Below are 22,197 nucleotides of genomic sequence, written 5' to 3'. Positions count from 1 at the left end.
AGCCGGCCATGCGTCTCTCCCTCCGCTGCGCCGCGGTGCTGATCGGCGGCTGGCTGATCGCCGGCGCGGCGCCGGCCTCGCCTCCTTCCGAACGGCCGACGCAACGCGTGCTGTTCGTAGGCAACAGCCTTGTGTACGTGCAGAACGTATCCGGCCTGCTGCACGCATTGTCGAAAGCGCAAGCGGGCGGCCCGGTCATCGAAACGGCCACCTTCGTCGCGCCCGGCGGCACGCTCGCCGAACGCTGGAAAGACGGCGCCGCGGCGAAGGCGATCCGCGAAGAAAAATGGAACGTGGTGGTGCTGCAGGAACGCGGCGGCGTATTGGCCTGCCTGGCCAGCCCGCAGCGGCGCCAGGAACCCGATTGCCGCGCCAGCGAACGCGCGCACAAGCAGTTCGCCGACTTGGCGAAATCGCGCGGCGCGCGGGTGCTGCTGTACGGCACTTGGGGGCCGGATTCGGCTTGGCAGCAGAATTTGGATCGCGGGCAGACCCTCGTTTCTCGCAGCAGCGGCGCGGAAGTCGTCGAATTGGGCGAGATGCTGCGCGCACAAGACAAGCGCCAGCCCGCGACGCCGATGTTTTCCGACGGCATCCACGCGAGCCTGGAAGGCGCGGTGATGATCGCGGCGCGGCTGTACCGCGGCATTGTCGGCACCGCGCCGAAAGCGAACGATTTGGAATTGGATTTCGCCTTGCTGCCGCCGAATGCGGCGATCAAGCCGGAATTGCCGATCGAGAAGCAGCCGCAATTGGCAGCGACAGGAAAGTCCGTGCGCGTGCCGGCGGATTCGATCGCCGGATTGCTCGCCGTCGCGAACGCCGCTCCCTAAACCTGGGATTTTGTTTTTTAGCCGTCATTCCCGCGAAGGCGGGAATGACGGCCAGAAGCAAGATTCAGCCGAAATGCTCGTATCCCGCGTTCGCAGGCCGCCATTCGCTCCCGTCGGCGAGCAAGACGCGCACGCCGTCGCCTTCGACGATGCGGCCGATGCGCGTTACCGGCGTTCCGGTCCGATCGGATGCCGCTTCGACCGCTGCGCGGGCCTGTGGCGGTGCGCTGAAGCACAATTCGTAATCGTCGCCGCCCGTCGCCTGCAACGTGCGCAACGCATCCGCATCGAAAGCGGCGCGCAAAGCGGCGGATGACGGCAACGCAGCGACATCGATTTCGGCACCCACGCCGCTGCGCGCGCAAAGATGCCCCGCATCGGCCAGCAATCCGTCGGATACGTCGATGGCCGCGCTCGCGAAGCCCACCAGCGACAACCCGAGCGGTAGGCGAGGAAACGGTCTGTCCAGCCGCGACCGCAACGCCGGATCGATCGCTCTGCCCACGCGTCGTTGCGCCAGCGCTCCCGCGGCATCGCCCAACGTGCCACTGACCCAGAGATCGTCGCCCGGTTCGGCCCCGTCGCGGCGCAACGCCTTGCCCGCATCGACGAAACCGTGCGCGGTCACGCAAACCGAAAGCGGACCGCGCGTGGTGTCGCCGCCGACCAAAGCGACCTCGTGCCGCTGCGCCAGTTCGAGGAAGCCGTCGAGGAAAGCGTCGATCCACGCCTCCTCCGCCAGCGGCAGCGACAACGAAAGCGTGCACCAGGCGGGCTGCGCGCCCATCGCGGCCAGGTCGGACAGGTTCACGGCGAGCGCTTTCCAGCCGATGTCGGCAGCACCGGTTTCGGCGGGAAAATGCACGCCGGCGTTCAACGCATCCATCGTCACGGCCAGCTGCTTGCCGGCCGGAACTTGCAACAAAGCGGCATCGTCGCCGATGCCCAGGATCACGTCGGGACGTCCGCGCGCGCGGGCGCGGATGCGGTCGATCAGGTCGAACTCGCCGGTCACTTCGTCCGCGCGGCGTTCGCTTCGATCGCGCGCCATTCGGCGGCGGCGTGGTCCAGCACGCCGTTGACGTAGGTGTGGCCGTGCTCGGAGCCGAAGCGCTTGGCGGTTTCCAGCGCCTCGTTGATGATCACCCGGTACGGCACGTCGATCCGGTGCTTCATCTCGTAGGCGGCGATGCGCAGCACCGCGCGTTCGATCGGATCGACCTGTTCGACATCGCGGTCCAGGTACTGCTGCAAGGCCTGATCGAGTTCGCTGCGGTGCTGCAGCACGCCGCGCACCAGGTCTTCGAAATATTCCAAGTCGGCGACTTCGTGCGCTTGCTCGTGCGCGAACTGCGCGATCACCTGGCGCACGTCGCCGCCGGAGATCTGCCAGGCGTAGACCGCCTGCATCGCCCGCCGGCGCGCGCGCGAACGCGCGACCGGATCCACGCCGCTCTTATGGCGCGAACGGGTCACGGCAGCTTATCCAGCAGATTGGCCATCTCGATCGCGACCAGCGCGCACTCCTCGCCCTTGTTGCCGTGGCTGCCGCCGGCGCGCGCTTCGGCGTCCTCGGGCACGTCGACCGCGAGCACCCCGTTGGCGACCGGCAAGCGGTACTCGACCGACACCTGCATCAAGGCCTGCGCGCAATTATCGGCGACATGTTCGTAATGGCGGGTGTCGCCGCGGATCACGCAGCCCAGCGCCAGGATCGCGCTGTGCTTGCCGGCCTGGGCCAGGTGCGCCGCCGTCGCGGGGATTTCCCAAGCGCCGGGCACGCGGACCACGTCCACCGCCGACTCGGCCACGCCGTGTTCGGCGAAGGTCTTGCGCGCGCCGGCGACCAGCGTATCGACGATACGCGAGTTCCAGCGGCTGGCGATGATCGCGAAGCGCGCGCCTTCGGGGGCGCGCAGGTCGCCTTCGTGATGGGTCATGGGAGGGCGGTCTGGATGGGTCGTGCAGTTTAACAGCGGGGGGAAGCCATAGCTTTTGTGGGAGGGGCTTCAGCCCCGAGATCAACCTCAGCTGCGCGTGTCGGGGCTGAAACCCCTCCCACAAAAACCCGGTTTGCGTCGTAAGCTCGGCATGAATTTCAAGGTTCAACGTACTCCACGACCTCCAACCCGAACCCCGCCAGCCCTACCTGCTTGCGCGGCGTGCCGAGCACGCGGAGCTTGCCCAGGCCCAAATCGGCCAGGATCTGGCTGCCGGCGCCGTTGCGCCGCCACTCGGCTAGCGCGCCGGAGCGGCCCGCGGCCGAGCCGACCTGATCCGGCTGTTCGCGGATGCGGGCCAGCAAGGCTTCGGGGGTCTGCGCTTCGCCCAGCAGCACCAGGGCGCCGCTGCCGGCGGCGGCGATCGCGGCGAGCACCTCGCCCACCGCCGGTCCGAAATCCGGCCGCCGCCAATGCAGCGCATCGGCAAGCGGATTGAGCATGTGCACGCGGACCAGCGTCGGCCGCGCCGCATCGATCGGACCGCGCGACAGCGCGAAATGCAGGCCGTGGCTCAAGCGGTCGCGATAGGTGCGCAGTCGGAAAGGCCCGTGTTCGGTATCGATGTCGCGCTCGTCGACGCGTTCGACGGTGTGCTCGTGGTGCAAGCGATAACGGATGAGTTCTTCGATCGAACCCATCTTCAAGCCGTGCTCGCGCGCGAAAGCTTCGAGCTGCGGGCGCCGCGCCATGGTGCCGTCTGCGTTGAGGATTTCGACCAGGACGCCGGCCGGTTCCAAACCGGCGAGCAGCGCCAAGTCGCTGGCCGCTTCGGTGTGCCCGGCGCGGTTCAGCACGCCGCCCGGCTGCGTCATCAGCGGGAAAATATGCCCGGGCTGGGAAAGGTCGGCCGGACCCGCGTCGGGCCGCACGGCGGTGCGCACGGTGTGGGCGCGGTCGTAAGCGGAGATGCCGGTGGTCACACCTTCGGCGGCTTCGATGCTCACGGTGAAATTGGTGCCGTGCGGCGAGGTGTTGTCGCGCACCATCGGCGGCAGGCCGAGCTGCTTGCAGCGTTCGCGGGTCAGCGACAGGCAGACCAGGCCGCGCGCATGGGTGACCATGAAGTTGATGTCCTGAGGCCGCACGAGTTCGGCGGCCATGATCAGGTCGCCCTCGTTCTCGCGGTCTTCGTCGTCGACGATGACGACCATGCGGCCGGCGCGGATTTCTTCGAGAAGTTCGGGGATCGTCGCAAACGCCATGGGTTTCTCTCTCTTGCCGTCATCCCAGCGAAAGCTGGAATCCAGCTTGCTGTTGCCCTTATTTCTTTGGAGCGAAAAATCAAAAAATGGGTCCCAGCTTTCGCTGGGACGACGGTCATGCGGGGGCCTGCAGCAACCGCTCGACATAGCGCGCCACCAAATCGACTTCCAGATTCACCGAATCCCCGACCCGCGTCCGCGAAAACGCCGTATGCGAAACGGTATGCGGGATCAGCGCGACTTCGAAGCCTTCGCCGTCGACCGCGTTGACGGTGAGGCTGACGCCGTCGACGCAGATCGAGCCTTTCTGCGCGATGTATTTCAGCAGCGCCGGCGGCGCGGAAAACTTCCAGCGCTGCGCGCGAGCGTCTTCCCATACCGCGGCGACTTCGCCGACGCCGTCGACGTGACCGCTGACTAGGTGGCCGCCGAGCCGGTCGCTGGGCTTCATCGCCCGCTCGAGATTGATCGCGCGGCCGACCTGCAGGCCGCCGAGCGTGGTCAGCGAGAGGGTTTCGTTGGAAGCGTCGGCTTCGAACGAGGCCGCGTCGAACGCGACCACCGTCAAACAGACGCCGTTGACCGAAATGCTCTCGCCCAGCGCGACGTCGGCGAACGGCAGCGTGCCGGCACCGATGCGCAAGCGCGCGTCGCCGCCGCGCGTTTCGCGGGAGAGCAAGGAGCCGACGCCTTCGATGAGACCTGTAAACATGCGACATTTCTCGCGACGTGTCTCGCGAAAAACGCCTCAAGGCATGAGGCAGGCGCACGGCCGAGAGGCCATGCGATGCCGTCTTCTTTCATCCGGACTATACCGTCGGCCCCGGCATTGGACCGGGTCTGCTGACCTTCCGCGGTGCGACGACCAGGGAAGCGCTCGCGGGCTCGCGCGGACTGCCGCGCCTACCGCCGGTGGGGAATCGCACCCCGCCCTGAAGACGTTCTACGAGTTGTGGGTGGATCTTGAAGAACAAGCGCTGGCGGCGCCAGACCGGCGAACCGGCGCGCGCATTCTATCACCCGGCGGGCTTGCGCCGGGCGTGCACGAACAGCGGCCAATGCAGACGCTGCGTTGCATCGGCGTCGCCCCAGGCCGCGGCGAACGCGTCGGCGTAGGCAGCCACCGGATCGGCGCCGCGGGCTTCGCGATAGCGCTTGGTCGCCGAATAGCTGGAGAAATAGCCCAGCATGCGCGCCAGCGGCCAATCCGCCTCCAATTCCAAAACCGGCGTTGCGACCGGCGCGAAAGGCCAATCGAAACCGGCGTAGGCGGCATCGATCAGCGCGCGCTCCGGCGGCCAGTAGTCGCGGATGTCGTCCTGGAACGCGTCGTTGACCGCGGCGAGCGCATCGGGCACGACGATGTCCTGATAGCCCCAAACGACGAGCAAGCCGCCCGGCTTGAGCACGCGCTCGGATTCGGCGAAGAACGCGTCGCGGTCGAACCAATGCAACGCCTGCGCCACGCAAACGGCGTCGACGCTCGCATCGGCCAGGCCGCAGCGCTCGCCCGGCTCGACCGCGAAACTCACGTTCGCCGGCGCGGCGGCTTGCGCGATCTGCGCGGCGCTCGGATCGGTGGCGTAAACCGCATCGAAATGGCGCGCCAAGTCGCGGCTGGCTTGGCCGCTGCCGCAACCGGCTTCCCACACGCGTCCTCGCGCCGCCGACTCCGCGGCGATCCATTCGAACAAGGCGGCCGGATACTCGGGCCGCGCGTTCGCGTATTGCGCGGCGACCGCGGAAAAATGGTCGTGGAAGCTCACGCCGCGACGCCGTCGGGCTGCAGCAGCACGCGCACGTCCTCGCCGATGCGGCGCGTCTCCACGATGCGCATCTTCAGGCGGTGCGCCATGTCGTCGATCATCAATCCTTCGAACAAAGGCCGCGCTCGTTCACCCAACAACACCGGCGCGACGTACAGCAGCAACTCGTCGACCAAGCCGGCCGCGATGAACGCGCCGGCCAGCGTGGCCCCGGCCTCGACCTGCACTTCGTTGATCTGGCGCTCGGCCAACAGATCGAGCACCGCGTGCAAGTCCAAGCGGCCGTCGCGGATCGGCACCGGGGCGTGCTGCGCGGCGAATTCGCGCGGTTTTTTCGCGTCCGGCGCGTGCAGGTACAAGGTCGGCGCGTCGCCTTGGCGGATGCGACCGCGCGCGACGGTGGCCAATCCGGGGTCGAGCACCACGCGCAACGGCGGCACGAACTCGGTCGGCGCGCCGAAACGCACGGTCAGTTGCGGGTCGTCGGCGAGCACCGTGCCCGATCCGGTCAGGATCGCGCCGCTGCGCGCGCGCCAGCGGTGCACATCCTCGCGCGCCGCGTCGCCGCTGATCCACTTGGAGTCGCCGTTGGCCATCGCGGTGCGGCCGTCGATGCTGGTGGCGAGCTTGACCCGCAGCCAAGGGCGGCCGCGTTCGACCCGCGACAGGAAGCCGCGGTTGAGCTTGCGCGCCTGCGCTTCCATCAAGCCTTGGTGCACGGCGATGCCGGCCGCGCGCAATTTTTCGAAGCCGGCGCCGTCCACTTGCGGAAACGGATCGCCCATCGCCGCGATCACGCGCGCGACGCCCGCGGCGATCAGCGCATCGGCGCAAGGCCCGGTGCTGCCGGTATGCGCGCAGGGCTCGAGCGTGACGTACGCGGTCGCGCCGCGCGCGCGTTCGCCCGCGGCCTGCAGCGCGAACACTTCGGCGTGCGGCCCGCCTTTGCGCTGATGCCAGCCCTCGCCGACCACTTCTTGGCCCTGTGCGATCACGCAGCCGACCATGGGATTGGGCTTGGTGGTGTAGGCGGCGCGTTCGGCCAGGCGCAGGGCCTGGGCCATCATGGCGTGGTCGGTGGAGGAGAAGTCGGTCATGCGCGCATTTGTTTTTTGTCCCCTCTCCCATCGGGAGAGGGTTGGGGTGAGGGTTCGGCGAAGCGACGAGTGTTCGGACTAAATCGCGCATGCAGCAACGCGACTCCGCCGAACCCTCATCCGGCGCTTCGCGCCACCTTCTCCCGGCGGGAGAAGGAGATCGTTCTCAACGCTTCTTGCCTTTCTCGATCGGCACCACATCCGCAGCCAACAACGGCAATTGCCCTTCGCCCGGCAAGTCGCGTTCGAGGCGGTCGAGCTCTTCGCGGAAATCGGCCACGTCCTCGAACGATCGGTACACCGACGCGAAACGCACGAAGGCGACGTGATCCAATTTGCGCAACTCGGCCATCACGAATTCGCCGACCCGGCGCGACGGCAATTCGCGTTCGGTGGTCATGCGCGCCTGGTGCACCACCGCGCGCACGGCGGCCTCGATCTGCTCTTCGGACACCGGGCGCTTGTGCAGAGCGCGGTCGAAGCCGCGGCGCAGCTTCTTGGCGTCGAAAGGCTCGCGCCGGCCGTCGCCCTTGATGATCGCCGGCATCTTGATTTCGACCGTTTCCAGCGTGCTGAAGCGCTCGCCGCAAGCCTCGCATTCGCGCCGGCGGCGGATCGTGGCGCCGTCGTCGCTGACGCGCGAGTCGATGACGCGGGTGTCGACGTGCTGGCAGAACGGGCAATGCATGGCAGGATTCTAGCCGGTTCCCACTGGGGGCGCCCCTGCCCTCCGGAATCCCTGCGGGCGCCCCAGATCGAGCAGCGCGATCCGCCGCCGTGGATCACGGCGGCGTTCGCCTGCGATCAGCCGTAAACCGGATACTGCTTGCACTGCTTGGTCACGTTCTCGCGCACTCCGGCGATCACGTTCTCGTCCTTGGGCGCGTCCAGCACGTCGCACAGCCAATTCGCCAGCGCCACGCAATCCGGCTCCTTGTAGCCGCGGGTGGTGACGGCCGGGGTGCCGATGCGCAGGCCCGAGGTGACGAAAGGCTTCTGCGGATCGTTCGGCACCGCGTTCTTGTTGACCGTGATGTGGGCGCGGCCGAGCGCGGCTTCCGCGTCCTTGCCGGTGATGCCCTTGCCGATCATGTCGACCAGCATCAAATGGTTCTGGGTGCCGCCGGAGACGATCTTGTAGCCGCGCTGGATGATGGTTTCGGCCATGGCCTGCGCGTTCTTCACTACTTGCTGCTGGTAAGTCTTGAATTCCGGCTCCAGCGCTTCCTTGAACGCGACCGCCTTGGCCGCGATCACGTGCATCAGGGGGCCGCCTTGGATGCCCGGGAAGACGATGGATTGCAGCTTCTTCTCGATCTCCTCGCCCGCGCCCTTCGCCACGATGATGCCGCCGCGCGGCCCGCGCAGGGTCTTGTGCGTGGTCGAGGTGACGACATGCGCATGCGGCAGCGGATTCGGGTACACGCCCGCGGCGACCAAGCCGGCGACGTGCGCCATGTCCACGAACAGATATGCGCCGATCTTGTCGGCGATGGCGCGGAAACGCGCCCAGTCCACCACCTGCGAATAGGCGGAGAAGCCGGCCACGACCATCTTCGGCTTGTGCTCGAGCGCCAGGCGTTCGACTTCGTCGTAATCGATCAGGCCGCTATCGTTCACGCCGTACTGCGCGGCGTCGAACAGCTTGCCCGAAGCGTTGACCTTGGCCCCGTGGGTCAGATGGCCGCCGTGCGCCAGCGACATGCCCAGGATCTTGTCGCCCGGATTGAGCAGGGCGAAGTAGACCGCCTGGTTGGCCTGCGAGCCGGAATGCGGCTGCACGTTGGCGTAATCGGCGCCGAACAGCTGCTTGACGCGGTCGATGGCCAATTGCTCGGCCACGTCGACGAATTCGCAGCCGCCGTAGTAGCGCTTGCCCGGATACCCTTCGGCGTACTTGTTCGTGAGCACGCTGCCCTGCGCTTCGAGCACGCGCGGGCTGGCGTAGTTTTCCGAGGCGATCAGCTCGACATGGTCCTCCTGGCGCCGCGCTTCGTTGGCGATGGCCTGGGCGAGTTCGTCGTCGTAACCGGCGATGCGGGCGGAGCTGGGGAACATGGAGGACCTCGGTGGGGTGGTCGGAGGGGGCGGAAACGGCGCTGTAACGCGGTTTTCGTGCCGATCATGGTAGCCGAGGGCTTAGAATGCGGCCAGCAACCGATCATGCCGCGGACCGCCGTCCGCCCCTCCCCCAGGGAAGCACCGCCTTGTTGAAATGGATCCTCGTCCTGCTGTTCATCGCCAGTGCGCTTTACGTGCACTTCCGCGGCGCCGTGCGCCACCGCTGGAACCGGCAGTTGCTGGACCATTCCACCTTCATGGCCCCGATCAACGTGCTGATGTACGCGTTCTCGCGGGTGCCGACCACGCCCTTCCTGGACGACCCGGGCCGCCATTTCCCCGAACTCGAGCCGCTGCGCGCGAACTGGCAGAACATCCGCGAGGAAGCCCGCCATTTGCGCGAGCAGCAGCACATCAAGGCCGCCTCCGGCTACAACGACGTCGGCTTCAATTCCTTCTTTCGCCGCGGCTGGAAGCGCTTCTACTTGAAGTGGTACGACGACGCCCACCCGTCCGCGGCCGAGCTGTGCCCGAATACCACCGCCCTGCTGCGCTCGATCCCGAGCATCAAGGCGGCGATGTTCACCGAACTGCCGCCCGGCTCGGAGCTGCGGCCGCACCGCGACCCGTACGCCGGTTCGCTGCGCCTGCACCTGGGCCTGGAAACGCCGAACGACGACGAATGCTTCATCAGCGTCGACGGCCAGCGCTACAGCTGGCGCGACGGCCAGTGGACGATGTTCGACGAGACCTACATCCACTTCGCCCGCAACGACACCGAGGAGAACCGGATCATCCTGTTCTGCGACGTGGAACGGCCGATGAAGTTCGGCTGGGCGCGGGCGCTGAACCGCTTCATCGCCAAGCACATGATCGCCGCCGGCGCTTCGCCGAACATGGAAGGCGACAAGACCGGCGGTTTCAACCGCGCCTTCAAGTACTTCTATGCCTTCCGGCTCAAGGCCAAGGCCCTGCGCGAGCGCAACAAGGCGCTTTATTACGGCTTGAAGTACGCGTTGGTGGCCGGCGTGGTCGCCCTGATCGTCTGGATCTGAGGCGTAGGGTGGGCTTTAGCCCACCATTGCCATTTCTCCAGATTCGACAGGCAATGGGCGAAGTTCCGCTCTTCGTTCGTCGTGTCCGACCGATGGCAATGGCGGGCTAAAGCCCGCCCTACCTCTGGAACGCAGGCCCCGCCTGCGGGATAATTAACCCCTAGCCCGCTCATGCCCCAGGCCATCCGGCCGGGCTCGGCGCGCCCGGATTCCGGAGTTCTCCATGCAATACATCTACACCATGAACGGCGTCAGCAAGGTCGTGCCGCCGAAGCGCCAGATCATCAAGGACATCTCGCTGTCGTTCTTCCCGGGCGCCAAGATCGGCCTGCTCGGCCTGAACGGCGCGGGCAAGTCGACGGTGCTGAAGATCATGGCCGGCGTGGACACCGATTTCGTCGGCGAAGCTCGCCCGCAGCCCGGCATCAAGGTCGGCTATCTGGCGCAGGAGCCGTTGCTGGATCCGAACCAGACCGTGCGCGAAGCGGTCGAGCAAGGCGTCGGCGAAGTGCTGCAGGCGCAGGCCGCGCTGGACAAGATCTACGAAGCCTACGCCGAGGAAGGCGCCGACTTCGACAAGCTCGCCGCGGAGCAGCAGCGGCTCGAGTCGATCCTCGCGGCCGGCGACGCCCACACCCTGGAAAACCAGCTGGAAGTGGCCGCCGACGCGCTGCGCCTGCCGCCGTGGGACGCGGTGATCGGCAAGCTGTCCGGCGGCGAGAAGCGCCGCGTGGCCTTGTGCCAGCTGCTGCTGCAGAAGCCGGACATGCTGCTGCTCGACGAACCGACCAACCACCTGGACGCCGAATCGGTCGAGTGGCTGGAACAGTTCCTGGCGCGCTACACCGGCACCGTGGTGGCGGTGACCCACGATCGCTACTTCCTCGACAACGCCGCCGAATGGATCCTGGAGCTCGACCGCGGCCGCGGCATTCCGTGGAAGGGCAACTACACCGAATGGCTGATCCAGAAGGAAGAGCGTCTGAAGCAAGAGGAGTCTTCCGAAAAGGCGCGCCAGAAGGCGATCGCGCGCGAGCTGGAATGGGCGCGCAGCAACGCCAAGGGCGGCCGCAGCAAGGGCAAGGCGCGCCTGGCGCGGATCGAGGAACTGCAATCGGTCGATTACCAGAAGCGCAACGAGACCAACGAGATCTTCATTCCGCCGGGCGAGCGCCTGGGCAATTCGGTGATGGAGTTCAAGGGCGTGACCAAATCCTTCGGCGACCGGCTGCTGATCGACGACCTGAGCTTCATCGTGCCGCCGGGCGCGATCGTCGGCATCATCGGCCCGAACGGCGCCGGTAAATCGACCCTGTTCAAGATGATCACCGGCCAGGAAAAGCCGGACAAGGGCGAGATCGTCAAAGGCCCGACCGTCAACATCGCCTACGTCGACCAGAGCCGCGAGAAGCTGGAAGGCAACCACAACGTATTCCAGGAAGTCTCCGGCGGCGCCGACATCCTCAACATCAACGGCGTGGAGATCCAGTCGCGCGCCTACATCGGCCGCTTCAACTTCAAGGGCCAGGACCAGCAGAAGCTGGTCGGCACGCTGTCGGGCGGCGAACGCGGCCGCCTGCACCTGGCCAAGACCCTGCTGCAGGGCGGCAACGTGCTGCTGCTCGACGAACCGTCGAACGACCTGGACATCGAGACCCTGCGCGCGCTGGAAGACGCGCTGCTCGAGTTCCCGGGCAACACCTTCGTGATCTCGCACGACCGCTGGTTCCTGGACCGCATCGCCACGCACATCCTCGCCTTCGAAGGCGATTCGCACGTGGAGTTCTTCCAGGGCAATTACCGCGAGTACGAGGAAGACAAGAAGCGGCGCATGGGCGAGGAAGGCGCGCAGCCGCACCGGTTGCGGTTCAAGGCGCTCAAGTAAGCATGACCATCCGGCACCCGCACGAACTCGACGGCCTGCGCCGCGCGGGCGCGCTGGTGTCCGGCGTCCTCGCGGCGATGCGCGAACGAGCGGTCGCCGGCGCGGTGTCGCGCGATCTCGACGCGCACGGCGCCGAGCTGATGCGCAAAGCCGGCGCGCGTTCGGCGCCCGAACTGACTTACGGCTTTCCCGGCGCCACCTGCATCAGCGTCAACGCGGTCGCCGCGCACGGCATTCCCGACGACACCGTCTTGCGCGACGGCGATCTGGTCAACATCGACGTCTCCGCCGAACTGGACGGCTATTTCGCCGATACCGGCGCGAGCTTCGTGGTCGGCGGCGCCAACCCGGCGCAGCGGCGCCTGCTGGATGCGACGCTCGAAGCGCGCGACGCGGCGATCGCGCAATTGCGCGCGGGCGATTTGATCAACGGCATCGGCCGCACGGTCGAAGCCGTCGCTGCGAAGCGCGGCTTCCGGGTGATCCGCAATCTCGGCAGCCACGGTGTCGGCCGCGCGCTGCACGAAGCGCCGGGCACCATTCCCGGCCACTACGACCCGCGCGACACGCGCCGTTTGCACGACGGCATGGTGATCACCGTCGAACCGTTCCTCGCTACCCATTGCAGCCAGACCCGCGAAGCCGCCGACGGCTGGTCGATGGTCTGCCCTCGCGGCGTCGCCGCGCAATTCGAACACACGGTCGTCGTCACCCGCGGCGAACCGATCATCGTCACCTGATGCCGGCGGGGGCCGGGGGAGATTGCGGATGGCCTTCATCGCGGATTTGCGGAAACGTTGGGCGAACAGCGGCAGCCTAGTCTGCGTCGGCCTGGATCCTGAGCCCGGCAAATTCCCGGCGAAGTTCGCCAGCGATCCCGACGCCATCTTCGCCTTCTGCCGCGACATCGCCGACGCCGCGGCCGAGTACGTCTGCTGCTTCAAGCCGCAGATCGCCCACTTCGCCGCGCACGGCGCGGAAGACGCGCTGCAGCGGCTGATCGCGCACATCCACGCCGCGCATCCCGGCATCCCGGTGATCCTGGACGCCAAGCGCGGCGACATCGGCAGCACCGCGCAGCAGTACGCGGCCGAGGCCTTCGACCGCTACGGCGCGGATGCGGTGACGGCGAATCCGTATTTGGGCAAGGACTCGGTGCAACCATTCCTGGACCGCGCCGACAAAGGCGTGGTGATCCTGTGCCGCACTTCGAATCCGGGCGCCGGCGATCTGCAGGACCTGCTCGTCGACGGTAAGCCGCTGTACCAGCGCGTCGCCGAAAAAGTCGCGCGCGAGTGGAACGGCAACGGCAACTGCGCGCTGGTGGTCGGCGCGACCTGGCCGGAGCAATTGCGCGAAGTGCGGGAGATCGTCGGCGACGTGCCGTTCCTGGTGCCGGGCGTCGGCGCGCAAGGCGGCGATGTCGAAGCGGTGGTGAAGAACGCGAAGACGGCGGACGGCACGGGTTTGATCGTCAGTTCGTCGCGCGCGATCTTGTATGCATCGAACGGCGGCGATTATGCGCAAGCCGCCGCTGCCGCCGCGAAGACGTTGCGCGACGAGATCAACCGCTATCGATGACCTCCGCTATGCCCCCTTTGAAAAGGGGGCGAATCGGCCGAAGGCCGATGGGGGATTTTGCTTTTGACTTTGTTGTTTCATTCAAGCAAGAGCAAAAGCAAATCCCCCTCAATCCCCCTAAGAACTGCAACTTCAATCTTTTTGCGAGGACCGTGCGACTGCACGCAGTGCGGCGAGCGGAAAACGTCCCCAAATCGCAGCGAACACGCCCAGACGCGTGAACCACCCGCGCCGGCTAGCCTCGAATTTACGGAAATAGCGCCACAAGCCGCGATGCTTGTGCCATTCGACGAACACCGGCCGCGAGCGGCTGGACACGCCGCGCACGTGCACCACCCGCACGTCGTTGGCGACCGCGATCGCCGCGCCGGCTTCGCGCGCGCGGCGACAGAGATCGAGATCCTCTGCGTGCAAGCGATAACCCTCGTCGAAGCCGCCGATCCGCTCGAATAAGCCGCGCGGCATCAGCATCAGCGCGCCGGACACCGCGTCGACGGGCTGCAGCGCTTGCAGATCGTCGGCGGGCACGTCCAACGAACGCGCCGAACGGGAACCGAGCATCGCGCCGAAATCGGGATCGCGCCGGCGCGCGGCGGCGTCGCGCGCGCCCGCCTCGTCGACCAGATCGGCGCCCAGCAGGCATTCGCGGCTCAAACGTTGCGAATGCCGCTGCAAACGCGCGAGCGCATCGGCTTCCAGCAAACAATCGGGATTGACGAAGGCCAGCCACGGCGCGTCGCTGTCGCGCGCACCCTGGTTGCAGGCCACCGCGAAGCCGGGATTGTCCGGATTGGCGACGAAACGCAGGCGCGGATCGTTCGCGGCGTGCCGCTGCACGATGTCCATCGTGCCGTCCGTGGATCCGTTGTCGACCGCGCGGATCTGGGCGACGCCTTCGGCCGCGCGCAGGCGCGACAAGCATTCGTCGATGGTCGCCGCGCTCTGATAGCAGACGACGACCGCGGCGATGCCCGCTTCGCCGTTCATGCGGGCCTCTCCGGCTTCTTGGCCGCGCGCGGGAACAGCTCGCGCTGCGATTGCGGCAGATCGACTTCGGCATAATTCTGCGCCAAACGTTCGCGCATCTCGCGCAGCGGATCCGCCATCAGGAAGTGGGCGATGCGCGCATGCCAATCCGGCCAGCGCGCGGCCAGCGCTTCCATGTCGCCTTCGTAAGGACCGCCTTCGCCGCCGCGCGCGACGTAGGCCGTTTCGCACAACGCGTTGCGCCAACCCAAGCCCGACAAGCGCAGCGACAGATCCACCAAGGCCGCGTACCAGGAACCGTAGCTGCTCGCGTCCAAACCGCCGGCGCGGCGGCGCGCGCTGCCGCGCAGCAGCACGGCGTGGCCGACCGCCGCGGGCAATTCGGGATGCAGCGGCGGCAGCGCCGAAGCCGCGCGCGCGAGGCGTTCGGGATCTTCCGGCATCGGCGCGATCTCGCCGCAACGCGGCCAGGACGCGGATTCGCCGGCGTTGCACCACGGCGTCGCGGTCGCGATGGCGGCGTCGCGCGCCAGGCAAGCGGCGAGCTGCTGCAGCCAACCCGGCGCCGGCATCGCATCGGGCGCGAGCACGGCCACGTCGGCATCGCCGCAGGCCTTCAAAGCTTCGTCGAGATGCGCGGTCTCGCCGACTATACGCTGACGCCGCGTGTAGTCGGCGGCGAGCGGCGTGCGCTGCAGCCAGCGTTCGATGATCGCCAACCCGCGCGGCCCCGCTTGCGCGTCGTCGGCGAGCCAGACCCGCGTGCCTTTGGGCGTGCCCGCGTCGAGCGCGCCCAGGCAACGATCGAGCGCATCGTCGTCGGTGCCGACCGGAAGCAGCACGATCGGCAGGGCGGGATCAGCCGCCATGGTCGAAAGGCTCGCTGTCGCGGGGAAGACGTGGGGCTGGCAACCGCGATCTCGTCGTTGGAAGCTGGGCGGACTTTAGCAGTTTGCTGGCATTCGTCCGCTGCTTGAACCCTCTCCCTTTTACGGGGTGAAGGGGCATTGCTTGCGAATCACTGATTCGCATGCCCCTGAACGCCCTCGCGTAAGCGAGGGCCGGGGTGGGACAGGCGCGAAGCGCCAGGGAGAGGGTTCGGCTTTTGGCGGGCCGCTACAGACAACAGCAAAAGCACGCTTCGCTACGCTCGCGCACCCCGCTCCTGTCCTTCGGGCATCCCGCTGCGCGCCCCGGCCCGCAAGGGGAGAGGAAGAAGCAGTCATCCCACCCAAACCCGCGCATTGCGGAACATCCGCACCCACGGCGATTCGTCCGGCCAATCCTGCGGATGCCAACTCAGATTGACGCTGCGCGGCGTGCGTTCGGGATGCGGCATCAGGATGGTCGCGCGGCCGTCGTCGCTGCACAGGCCGGCGATGCCGTCCGGCGAGCCATTGGGATTGGCCGGATACGCGGACGCGGCACGGCCATCGCCTTCGATGTAGCGCAGCGCCACCGCCGCCGCGGCTTGGTCGGTCGCGCTCGCGAACGAAGCGCGGCCTTCGCCGTGCGACACCACGATCGGAATGCGCGAACCGCCCATGCCGCGGAAGAACAGCGACGCCGATTCGGGCACTTCGACCAGGCTCAAGCGGCCTTCGAACTGCTCGCTGCGGTTGCGCAGGAACTGCGGCCAATGCGCGGCGCCGGGAATGATGTCCTTCAACTGCGCCAGCATCTGGCAGCCGTTGCACACGCCCAGCGAGAACGTATCGCCGCGCGCGAAGAACGCGGCGAACGCATCGCGCAGCGCATTGCGCTCGAGGATCGAAGTGGCCCAGCCGCGGCCCGCGCCCAGCACGTCGCCGTAGCTGAAGCCGCCGCAAGCGGCGATGCCGCGGAAATCCTCCAGCTTCACGCGACCGGCGATCAGATCGCTCATATGCACGTCGTAGGCGACGAAGCCGGCTTTGGCGAACGCCGAGGCCATTTCGATCTGGCCGTTGACGCCCTGCTCGCGCAGGATCGCCACCTTGAGCTTGGCGCCGGTGGAAACAAAAGGCGCGGCGATGTCCTGCGCAGGATCGAACATCAGCTTCGGCTGCAAACCTGGCGCGGCGAACGCGCGCGCGGCCTCGCGTTCCTCGTCGGCGCAGGCCGGATCGTCGCGCAGCTTCTGCATCGCATGCGTCACCGACCACCAGGCGTCGAACAAGGCGTCCCAGCGCCATTCCGCCAGCGTTGCGCCTTCTTCGCTGACCCGGATCGCCGGCGCCGTGCTCGGCCGGGCGATGCGCTGCGCGCATTCCACCAGGCCGTGGCGTGCGACCAGATCGGCGAATTCGGCGCGATCCTCGGCGGAAATCTGCACGACCGCGCCGAGTTCTTCGTTGAACAGCGTGCGGAACACGTCGTCGGTGCGGCCGTCGCCCCAGCCGTCGAGCAGGATGTCCAAGCCCAGGTGCGAGCAGAACGCCATCTCGCACAGCGCCGCGAAAGCGCCGCCGTCGGAACGGTCGTGGTAGGCCAGCAAAAGGCCGGCTTCGCGCGCATCGCGGATCAATTCGAAGAAACCGCGCAGCCGTTCCGGGCTGTCGAGGTCGGGGCAATCGCCGCCGAAGCGTTCGTAGCATTGCGCCAGGATCGAACCGCCCAGGCGCTGCTTGCCCGCGCCCAGGCCGATCAGCCACAGCTCGGTGTCGGCCGCGCGCGACAGCAGCGGCGTCAGCTGCGCGCGCGCGTCGGCGACCGGCGCGAACGCGGTGACGATCAAGGACACCGGCGACACCGATTTGTGCGCCTGGCCGTCCTGCGACCACTGCGCCTGCATCGACAGCGAATCCTTGCCGACCGGAATGCTGAGGTCGAGCGCCGGACACAGTTCCATGCCGACCGCTTTCACCGCGTCGAACAGCTTCGCGTCCTCGCCGGGATGCCCGGCCGCCGCCATCCAGTTCGCCGACAGCTTGACGCGCTCCAGGCTTTCGATCGGCGCGGCGCAAAGATTGGTGATCGCCTCGCCGACCGCCATCCGCGCCGACGCCGCCGCATCCAGCAGCGCGAGCGGCGTGCGTTCGCCGACCGCCATCGCTTCGCCGGCGCCGCCTTCGAAACCGGACAGCGTGATGGCGCAATCGGCCACCGGCAGCTGCCACGGACCGACCATCTGGTCGCGCGCGGTCAAGCCGCCGACGCTGCGGTCGCCGATGCTGACCAGGAAGTTCTTCGCGGCGACGGTCGGATGCGCCAGCACGCGCAAACCGGCTTCGCGCAGCACCTGGCCGATGTCGGCGCCGAGATCGTCGCTGTCGAGTTCCGGCCAGCGCACGGCATTCGGCCGCTGCGTATCGCGATGCATCTTCGGCGGCTTGCCGAACAGCACGTCCATCGGAAGATCGATGGGCAGTTCGCGGTTTGAAGGCCCTCTCCCATCGAAAGAGAGGTTGGGGCGAAAGTTCGGCGCAACGACGCCGTCCGAATTCGCGTCGTGCTCCGAACCCTCATCCGCCCTTCGGGCACCTTCTCCCGAGGGAAGAAGGGAAACGCCATAGCCGACCACCAGCCGCTCTTCCGCCGTCGCCGTGCCGACCACCGCGAACGGGCAGCGTTCGCGCGCGCACAAGGCTTCGAAATCCGCGATCCGGTCCTGCGGAACGCCGAGCACGTAGCGTTCCTGCGATTCGTTGCACCACAGCTGCATCGGCGACAGCGAAGGATCGTCGCTGGGCACCTTGCCCAAATCGATAACGCCGCCGACGCCGGAGTCGTGCAGCAGCTCGGGAATCGCGTTCGACAAACCGCCGGCGCCGACGTCGTGCACCGACAGGATCGGGTTGCGTTCGGCCAGCGCGACGCAAGCGTCGATCACTTCCTGGCAACGCCGCTCCATCTCCGGGTTGTCGCGCTGCACGGATGCGAAATCCAAATCCTCTGCGCTCTCGCCCGATGCCACCGAACTCGCCGCGCCGCCGCCCAGGCCGATCAGCATGGCCGGGCCGCCGAGCACGATCACCGCGTCGCCGGGCGAAAGTTTTTTCTTCGCGACCAGCGGCCGGTCGACTGCGCCCAAACCGCCGGCGAGCATGATCGGCTTGTCGTAGGCGCGCACGGCGCCATGGGTTTCGCGCAACTCGAAACTGCGGAAATAGCCGGCCAAGTTGGGCCGGCCGAATTCGTTGTTGAACGCGGCGGCGCCGATCGGGCCGTCGGTCATGATTTCCAGGGCCGGAGCCATGCGCGGATTGAGCGCGCGCTCGGATTCCCACGGCTGCGGCAATCCGGGAATGCGCAGGTGCGAAACGCTGAAGCCGCACAAGCCGGCCTTGGGCTTGCCGCCGCGTCCGGTGGCGCCTTCGTCGCGGATTTCGCCGCCGGCGCCGGTGCTGGCGCCGGGGAACGGCGCGATCGCGGTCGGGTGGTTGTGGGTTTCGACCTTGATGCAGAACGCGCTGGGCGTTTCGCTTTCGGCGCGGTATTCGCCGTTCGCGCCGTGCGGCCGGAAACGCCGCGCGGGATAGCCTTCCACCACCGCGGCGTTGTCGCTGTACGCCGACAGCGTGTACTCCGGCGTTTGCGCGTGGGTGTGCTTGATCATCTTGAACAGCGACATGGGCTGTTCGCGGCCGTCGATGGCCCAACTGGCGTTGAAGATCTTGTGCCGGCAATGCTCGGAATTGGCCTGCGCGAACATCATCAGCTCGACGTCGGACGGATCGCGGCCGAGTTCGGCGTAGCGTTCGCGCAGATAGTCGATTTCGTCCTCGGCCAGGGCCAAGCCCAGGCGCGCGTTGGCCGAGGCCAAGTCGGCGAGCGGAATGCGCTCCAGCGCGCCGCGCGGCGGCGCCACGAACAGCGCGGCGGCCGCGTCGCGGTCGGCGAGCAGCGATTGGGTCATCGGATCGTGCAAAAGCTTGGACAGCGCCGCTTGCGCCGCTGCGTCCTGAGGCCAGCCGCCCAGGTCGATCCGCGTGCCGCGTTCGACCCGGCGCACCGGCAAGCCGGCGCCGCGCAGCAATTCGGTGGCCTTGCTGGCCCAGGGCGAGATGGTGCCCAGCCGCGGCAGCACGAAGCGCGAAACGGCGCCGCTCGAAAGCGGCTGGGCTTGCGGTTCGGCTTGCAGGATCCGGCGCAACGCGGCCGGGTCCGGCGCGACGCCGCTTTCGGGCTCGATCCAGTAGACGTGCCAAGCGCCGACGAGGCGGACGGTGGGAACGAGGGCTTGCAGGCGGGCTTCTAGCCGCTCGCGACGGAACGGCGACAGGGCCGGCAGGCCCTCGAGGACGATCATGTCCGGATAGATCGAGGAACGGGCGCCTATTGTAGCCGGGCCGGCGGCGGCCTGTCCGCCGGAACCGGAAAAGCGGCGATCAGGGCACGATCTGCGTGCAATGCTCCGACAGGACTTTCCATTCGCCGCTGGCTTTGGTCAGCGCCATGCTGCAACGCTGATCGTCGCGGAAAGGTTTGCCTTTGGACGTACCGTGGCCCTTCCAGCGCGTGCCGACCACGGCCGCCGTGCCGCTGACGTGGGCGTCCATCTCGCCGCGCTCGGTCGAATCGAGCCGGTAGGTGGCGTTGGACAACCGGTCCAACCATTGTTGGCGCGACAGCACGCCGCCCTTGGAGCTGAAGTACACGTACTCCGGCGCCAGCACCGCTTCCAGCCCGGCCAGATCCTTTCGATCCCAAGTCTCGTCGTAGGTCTTGATCGCGGCCGCGATGCCGGCGTCCACGTCGCTCGCCATCGCCGGCGCTGCGAAAACCAAGCCGACCGCGGTCGATAACGCGATGCGTTTCATGCCGCGATGCTCCAAATTCTTGGATCAGCTCTTGGCCGCGGTTTTCGCTTCGGGCTTGGCCAGTCCGTCCAGATAGGCTTTCAGTTCCTTCGGCGGCATGTAACCGGGCACCTGCTCGCCGTCGGCGGTGATGATCATCGGCGTGCCGGTGAGGCCGGCGCGCTGGCCGATGTCGTATTCCATCGATACCGGATTCGTGCAGTTCTTCATCGGCAGCGCCTTGCCCGACTTCGCGGCGGTCAGCGCTTGCTTGCGGTCGGCCGAGCACCACACCGCGATCATCTTCTTGTGGTCGTCGGTGCCCAGGCCCATGCGCGGGAACGCGAGGTACTGGATTTCGATGCCCTCCCGGTTGTACTCGGCGATCTCGCTGTGCATCTTGCGGCAATAGCCGCACTCGACGTCGGTGAACACGCTCAACGTGTACTTCGGGTTGGCCGGCGCGAACACGATGCGGTCGCGCACCGGCACCTGCTTCAGCAGTTCCTTGCGCAGCGCCGACACGCTGGCCTCGCTGAGATCCTTCTTGGCCTGCATGTCGTACAGGGAGCCTTGGATCATGTACTTGCCGTCGTCGGTGATGAACAAGGTCTTGCCGCCGACGATGGCTTCGCGGAAACCGGACATCGGCGCGGCGCCGATCTTGTCGATGGGCACCTGCTGGTTTAGCGCGCGGATCGCGGCGATCGCGCGCGCGTCGGCCGAACCCGGCGCGACCTTGGGCGCCGTGCCGGCCGGCGCGGCGGCGGCGGCCGTCACGGGTTTGCCGGCGGCGGGCGCCGGGGCCTGCGATTGCGCGCAAGCGGACACACTGATCGCACCCAGCAGCGCGGCGGCGGTGAAACGCTTCATCGTGAGGATTTTCCGTTCAGGAGGCCGGGTTGGACCGCGGCGGGCGGGGTTGGTTCGGGATTTTCGCATAGATGGGATCACGCATTCCGGGCCCGGTTTCGGCCTTGCGGGCCGTAGAGTCGAGCCTGCTCGACTCTACAAAAAGCGGTCAGCCGCGCGGGTGATGTTTGGCGTGAAGCTGTTTCAGGTGTTCGCGGGCCACCAAGGTATAGATCTGCGTCGTCGACAGCGAACTATGGCCCAGCAGCATCTGCAGCGCGCGCAGATCGGCGCCGCGGTTGAGCAGGTGCGTTGCGAAACTGTGGCGCAAGCCGTGCGGGCTGATCTTGGCCGGATCGATCCCGGCCGCGCCGGCGTAACGCTTGACCAACTGCCAGAACTGCTGCCGCGAAGGCGGCTCGCCGCCGCTGCCGACGAACAGGGCAGCGACGCTGCGCTTGCCCGCTAATACGGGCCGCGATTGCGCGAGATAGCGCTCAAGCCAGTGCTGCGCCTCCTCGCCCAGCGGCACCAGGCGTTCCTTGCTGCCTTTGCCCATCACCCGCAGCACGCCCTGGCGCAAGTTCAGCGCGGTCGCGGGCAAGCCGACCAGCTCGCTCACGCGCAGGCCGCAGGCGTACATCAGCTCGAGCATGGCGCGGTCGCGCAGGCCCAGCGGCGAATCGACGTCCGGCGCGGCCAGCAGCGCGTCGATCTGGCTTTCGGCCAAGGCCTTGGGCAGCGATCGCGGCAGCTTGGGCGGATCCAGCAGCGCGGTCGGATCGTCGCCGCGGTCGCCGCGGCGCAATCGATAAGCGAAGAAAGCGCGCAACGACGACAGCAAACGCGCGTTGCTGCGCGCCGAATAGCCTTCGCGCGAACGCCAGGCCAGATATTCGAACAACGCGGCGCGGTCGGCGCCGGCCAAACCGCCGCCGCGGCCTTCGCGCCAGCGCGCGAAGCCTTCCAAATCGCGCCGATAGCTGTCGAGCGAGCTGCGCGCCAAGCCGCTTTCGGCCCAGGTCGCGTCGATGAAGGCGGCGATCGCCGCGTCGTCCGCATCCGGCACCGGCGGCAATGCGTTGACCGATCGGCGCCGGTCGGCGGGCGTGCGGGAAACCATGCCGGCAGCTTAGCGATGCGCGCCGCGCCCGG

General features: G+C 67.5%; 20 protein-coding genes and 1 riboswitch. Of the genes, 5 read left to right on the top strand and 15 right to left on the bottom strand.

Annotated elements, in window-relative coordinates; all coding sequences use genetic code 11:
- The first annotated feature begins 8 nt into the window (after positions 1 to 8).
- The gene (locus FCE95_RS16780; RefSeq protein WP_137268178.1) at positions 9 to 833 is read left to right on the top strand and encodes an SGNH/GDSL hydrolase family protein; all 825 of its coding nucleotides are present in this window, start codon (positions 9 to 11) and stop codon (positions 831 to 833) included.
- Between the two features lie 64 nt (positions 834 to 897).
- On the opposite strand, the gene thiL is transcribed toward FCE95_RS16780, so the two are convergent.
- The 9 genes from thiL to glyA all read right to left on the bottom strand — a co-directional run bounded on the left by thiL (position 898) and on the right by glyA (position 8,959).
- Positions 898 to 1,884 carry a thiamine-phosphate kinase gene (gene thiL, locus FCE95_RS16775; protein WP_137268177.1) on the bottom strand — a complete coding sequence of 329 codons (987 nt, stop codon included), beginning with the start codon at positions 1,882 to 1,884 and terminating at the stop codon, positions 898 to 900.
- Positions 1,845 to 2,309, bottom strand: a complete 465-nt coding sequence (nusB, locus tag FCE95_RS16770; protein WP_137268176.1) for a transcription antitermination factor NusB — start codon at positions 2,307 to 2,309, stop codon at positions 1,845 to 1,847. Before nusB ends, thiL begins: the two co-directional genes overlap by 40 nt.
- Positions 2,306 to 2,773 (bottom strand): 6,7-dimethyl-8-ribityllumazine synthase, encoded by a 468-nt coding sequence (gene ribH / locus FCE95_RS16765; RefSeq protein ID WP_137268175.1) that lies wholly within the window; start codon positions 2,771 to 2,773, stop codon positions 2,306 to 2,308. The genes nusB and ribH overlap by 4 nt, the downstream gene beginning before the upstream one ends.
- Before the next feature lie 158 nt (positions 2,774 to 2,931).
- Positions 2,932 to 4,038 carry a 3,4-dihydroxy-2-butanone-4-phosphate synthase gene (gene ribB / locus FCE95_RS16760; protein ID WP_137268174.1) on the bottom strand — a complete coding sequence of 369 codons (1,107 nt, stop codon included), beginning with the start codon at positions 4,036 to 4,038 and terminating at the stop codon, positions 2,932 to 2,934.
- A gap of 115 nt (positions 4,039 to 4,153) precedes the next feature.
- Entirely contained in the window at positions 4,154 to 4,750 is a 597-nt protein-coding gene (locus tag FCE95_RS16755; protein WP_137268173.1) for a riboflavin synthase, read from the bottom strand.
- A gap of 76 nt (positions 4,751 to 4,826) precedes the next feature.
- Positions 4,827 to 4,982: riboswitch (FMN riboswitch) on the bottom strand.
- Positions 4,983 to 5,054: 72 nt separating this feature from the next.
- The gene (locus FCE95_RS16750; RefSeq protein ID WP_189644816.1) at positions 5,055 to 5,804 is read right to left on the bottom strand and encodes a class I SAM-dependent methyltransferase; all 750 of its coding nucleotides are present in this window, start codon (positions 5,802 to 5,804) and stop codon (positions 5,055 to 5,057) included.
- Positions 5,801 to 6,901 (bottom strand): bifunctional diaminohydroxyphosphoribosylaminopyrimidine deaminase/5-amino-6-(5-phosphoribosylamino)uracil reductase RibD, encoded by a 1,101-nt coding sequence (gene ribD, locus FCE95_RS16745; RefSeq protein WP_137268171.1) that lies wholly within the window; start codon positions 6,899 to 6,901, stop codon positions 5,801 to 5,803. The genes FCE95_RS16750 and ribD overlap by 4 nt, the downstream gene beginning before the upstream one ends.
- 166 nt (positions 6,902 to 7,067) lie before the next feature.
- Positions 7,068 to 7,589: a transcriptional regulator NrdR gene (gene nrdR, locus FCE95_RS16740; RefSeq protein ID WP_137268170.1), complete on the bottom strand. Its 522-nt coding sequence runs from the start codon at positions 7,587 to 7,589 to the stop codon at positions 7,068 to 7,070.
- 116 nt (positions 7,590 to 7,705) lie between these two features.
- A complete protein-coding gene (gene glyA / locus FCE95_RS16735; RefSeq protein WP_137268169.1) occupies positions 7,706 to 8,959 on the bottom strand; it encodes a serine hydroxymethyltransferase in 1,254 nt (417 codons plus the stop codon).
- Between the two features lie 149 nt (positions 8,960 to 9,108).
- On the opposite strand from glyA, the gene lpxO reads away from it, so the two are divergent.
- The 4 genes from lpxO (at position 9,109) to pyrF (ending at position 13,483) form a co-directional block, all read left to right on the top strand.
- On the top strand, positions 9,109 to 10,017 hold the full coding sequence (gene lpxO / locus FCE95_RS16730; protein ID WP_137268168.1) for a lipid A hydroxylase LpxO: 909 nt from the start codon (positions 9,109 to 9,111) through the stop codon (positions 10,015 to 10,017).
- A 223-nt stretch (positions 10,018 to 10,240) separates the two neighbouring features.
- Positions 10,241 to 11,902 (top strand): energy-dependent translational throttle protein EttA, encoded by a 1,662-nt coding sequence (ettA, locus tag FCE95_RS16725; RefSeq protein ID WP_137268167.1) that lies wholly within the window; start codon positions 10,241 to 10,243, stop codon positions 11,900 to 11,902.
- A gap of 2 nt (positions 11,903 to 11,904) precedes the next feature.
- Positions 11,905 to 12,642, top strand: coding sequence for a type I methionyl aminopeptidase (map, locus tag FCE95_RS16720; RefSeq protein WP_137268166.1), 738 nt, complete (start codon positions 11,905 to 11,907; stop codon positions 12,640 to 12,642).
- A 28-nt stretch (positions 12,643 to 12,670) separates the two neighbouring features.
- On the top strand, positions 12,671 to 13,483 hold the full coding sequence (pyrF, locus tag FCE95_RS16715; protein ID WP_137268165.1) for an orotidine-5'-phosphate decarboxylase: 813 nt from the start codon (positions 12,671 to 12,673) through the stop codon (positions 13,481 to 13,483).
- A gap of 132 nt (positions 13,484 to 13,615) precedes the next feature.
- On the opposite strand, the gene FCE95_RS16710 is transcribed toward pyrF, so the two are convergent.
- The 6 genes from FCE95_RS16710 to xerD all read right to left on the bottom strand — a co-directional run bounded on the left by FCE95_RS16710 (position 13,616) and on the right by xerD (position 22,165).
- Positions 13,616 to 14,470 (bottom strand): glycosyltransferase family 2 protein, encoded by an 855-nt coding sequence (locus tag FCE95_RS16710; RefSeq protein ID WP_137268164.1) that lies wholly within the window; start codon positions 14,468 to 14,470, stop codon positions 13,616 to 13,618.
- Complete coding sequence (locus tag FCE95_RS16705) at positions 14,467 to 15,339, bottom strand: glycosyltransferase family 2 protein (protein WP_137268163.1); 873 nt, start codon at positions 15,337 to 15,339, stop codon at positions 14,467 to 14,469. The genes FCE95_RS16710 and FCE95_RS16705 overlap by 4 nt, the downstream gene beginning before the upstream one ends.
- 353 nt (positions 15,340 to 15,692) lie before the next feature.
- Complete coding sequence (gene purL, locus FCE95_RS16700; protein WP_137268162.1) at positions 15,693 to 19,700, bottom strand: phosphoribosylformylglycinamidine synthase; 4,008 nt, start codon at positions 19,698 to 19,700, stop codon at positions 15,693 to 15,695.
- Positions 19,701 to 19,779: 79 nt separating this feature from the next.
- Positions 19,780 to 20,211: a nuclear transport factor 2 family protein gene (locus tag FCE95_RS16695; RefSeq protein ID WP_137268161.1), complete on the bottom strand. Its 432-nt coding sequence runs from the start codon at positions 20,209 to 20,211 to the stop codon at positions 19,780 to 19,782.
- Positions 20,212 to 20,235: 24 nt separating this feature from the next.
- A complete protein-coding gene (locus FCE95_RS16690) occupies positions 20,236 to 21,063 on the bottom strand; it encodes a DsbC family protein (protein WP_137268160.1) in 828 nt (275 codons plus the stop codon).
- A 148-nt stretch (positions 21,064 to 21,211) separates the two neighbouring features.
- The gene (gene xerD / locus FCE95_RS16685) at positions 21,212 to 22,165 is read right to left on the bottom strand and encodes a site-specific tyrosine recombinase XerD (protein WP_137268159.1); all 954 of its coding nucleotides are present in this window, start codon (positions 22,163 to 22,165) and stop codon (positions 21,212 to 21,214) included.
- Positions 22,166 to 22,197 lie beyond the last annotated feature (32 nt).

Origin of the sequence: Luteimonas gilva (assembly GCF_005239095.1) — a bacterium.
Taxonomy (GTDB): Bacteria; Pseudomonadota; Gammaproteobacteria; order Xanthomonadales; family Xanthomonadaceae; genus Luteimonas_C; species Luteimonas_C gilva.
Note: the sequence above shows the minus strand (reverse complement) of the source record. Positions and strands in the feature narration are given on the sequence as shown.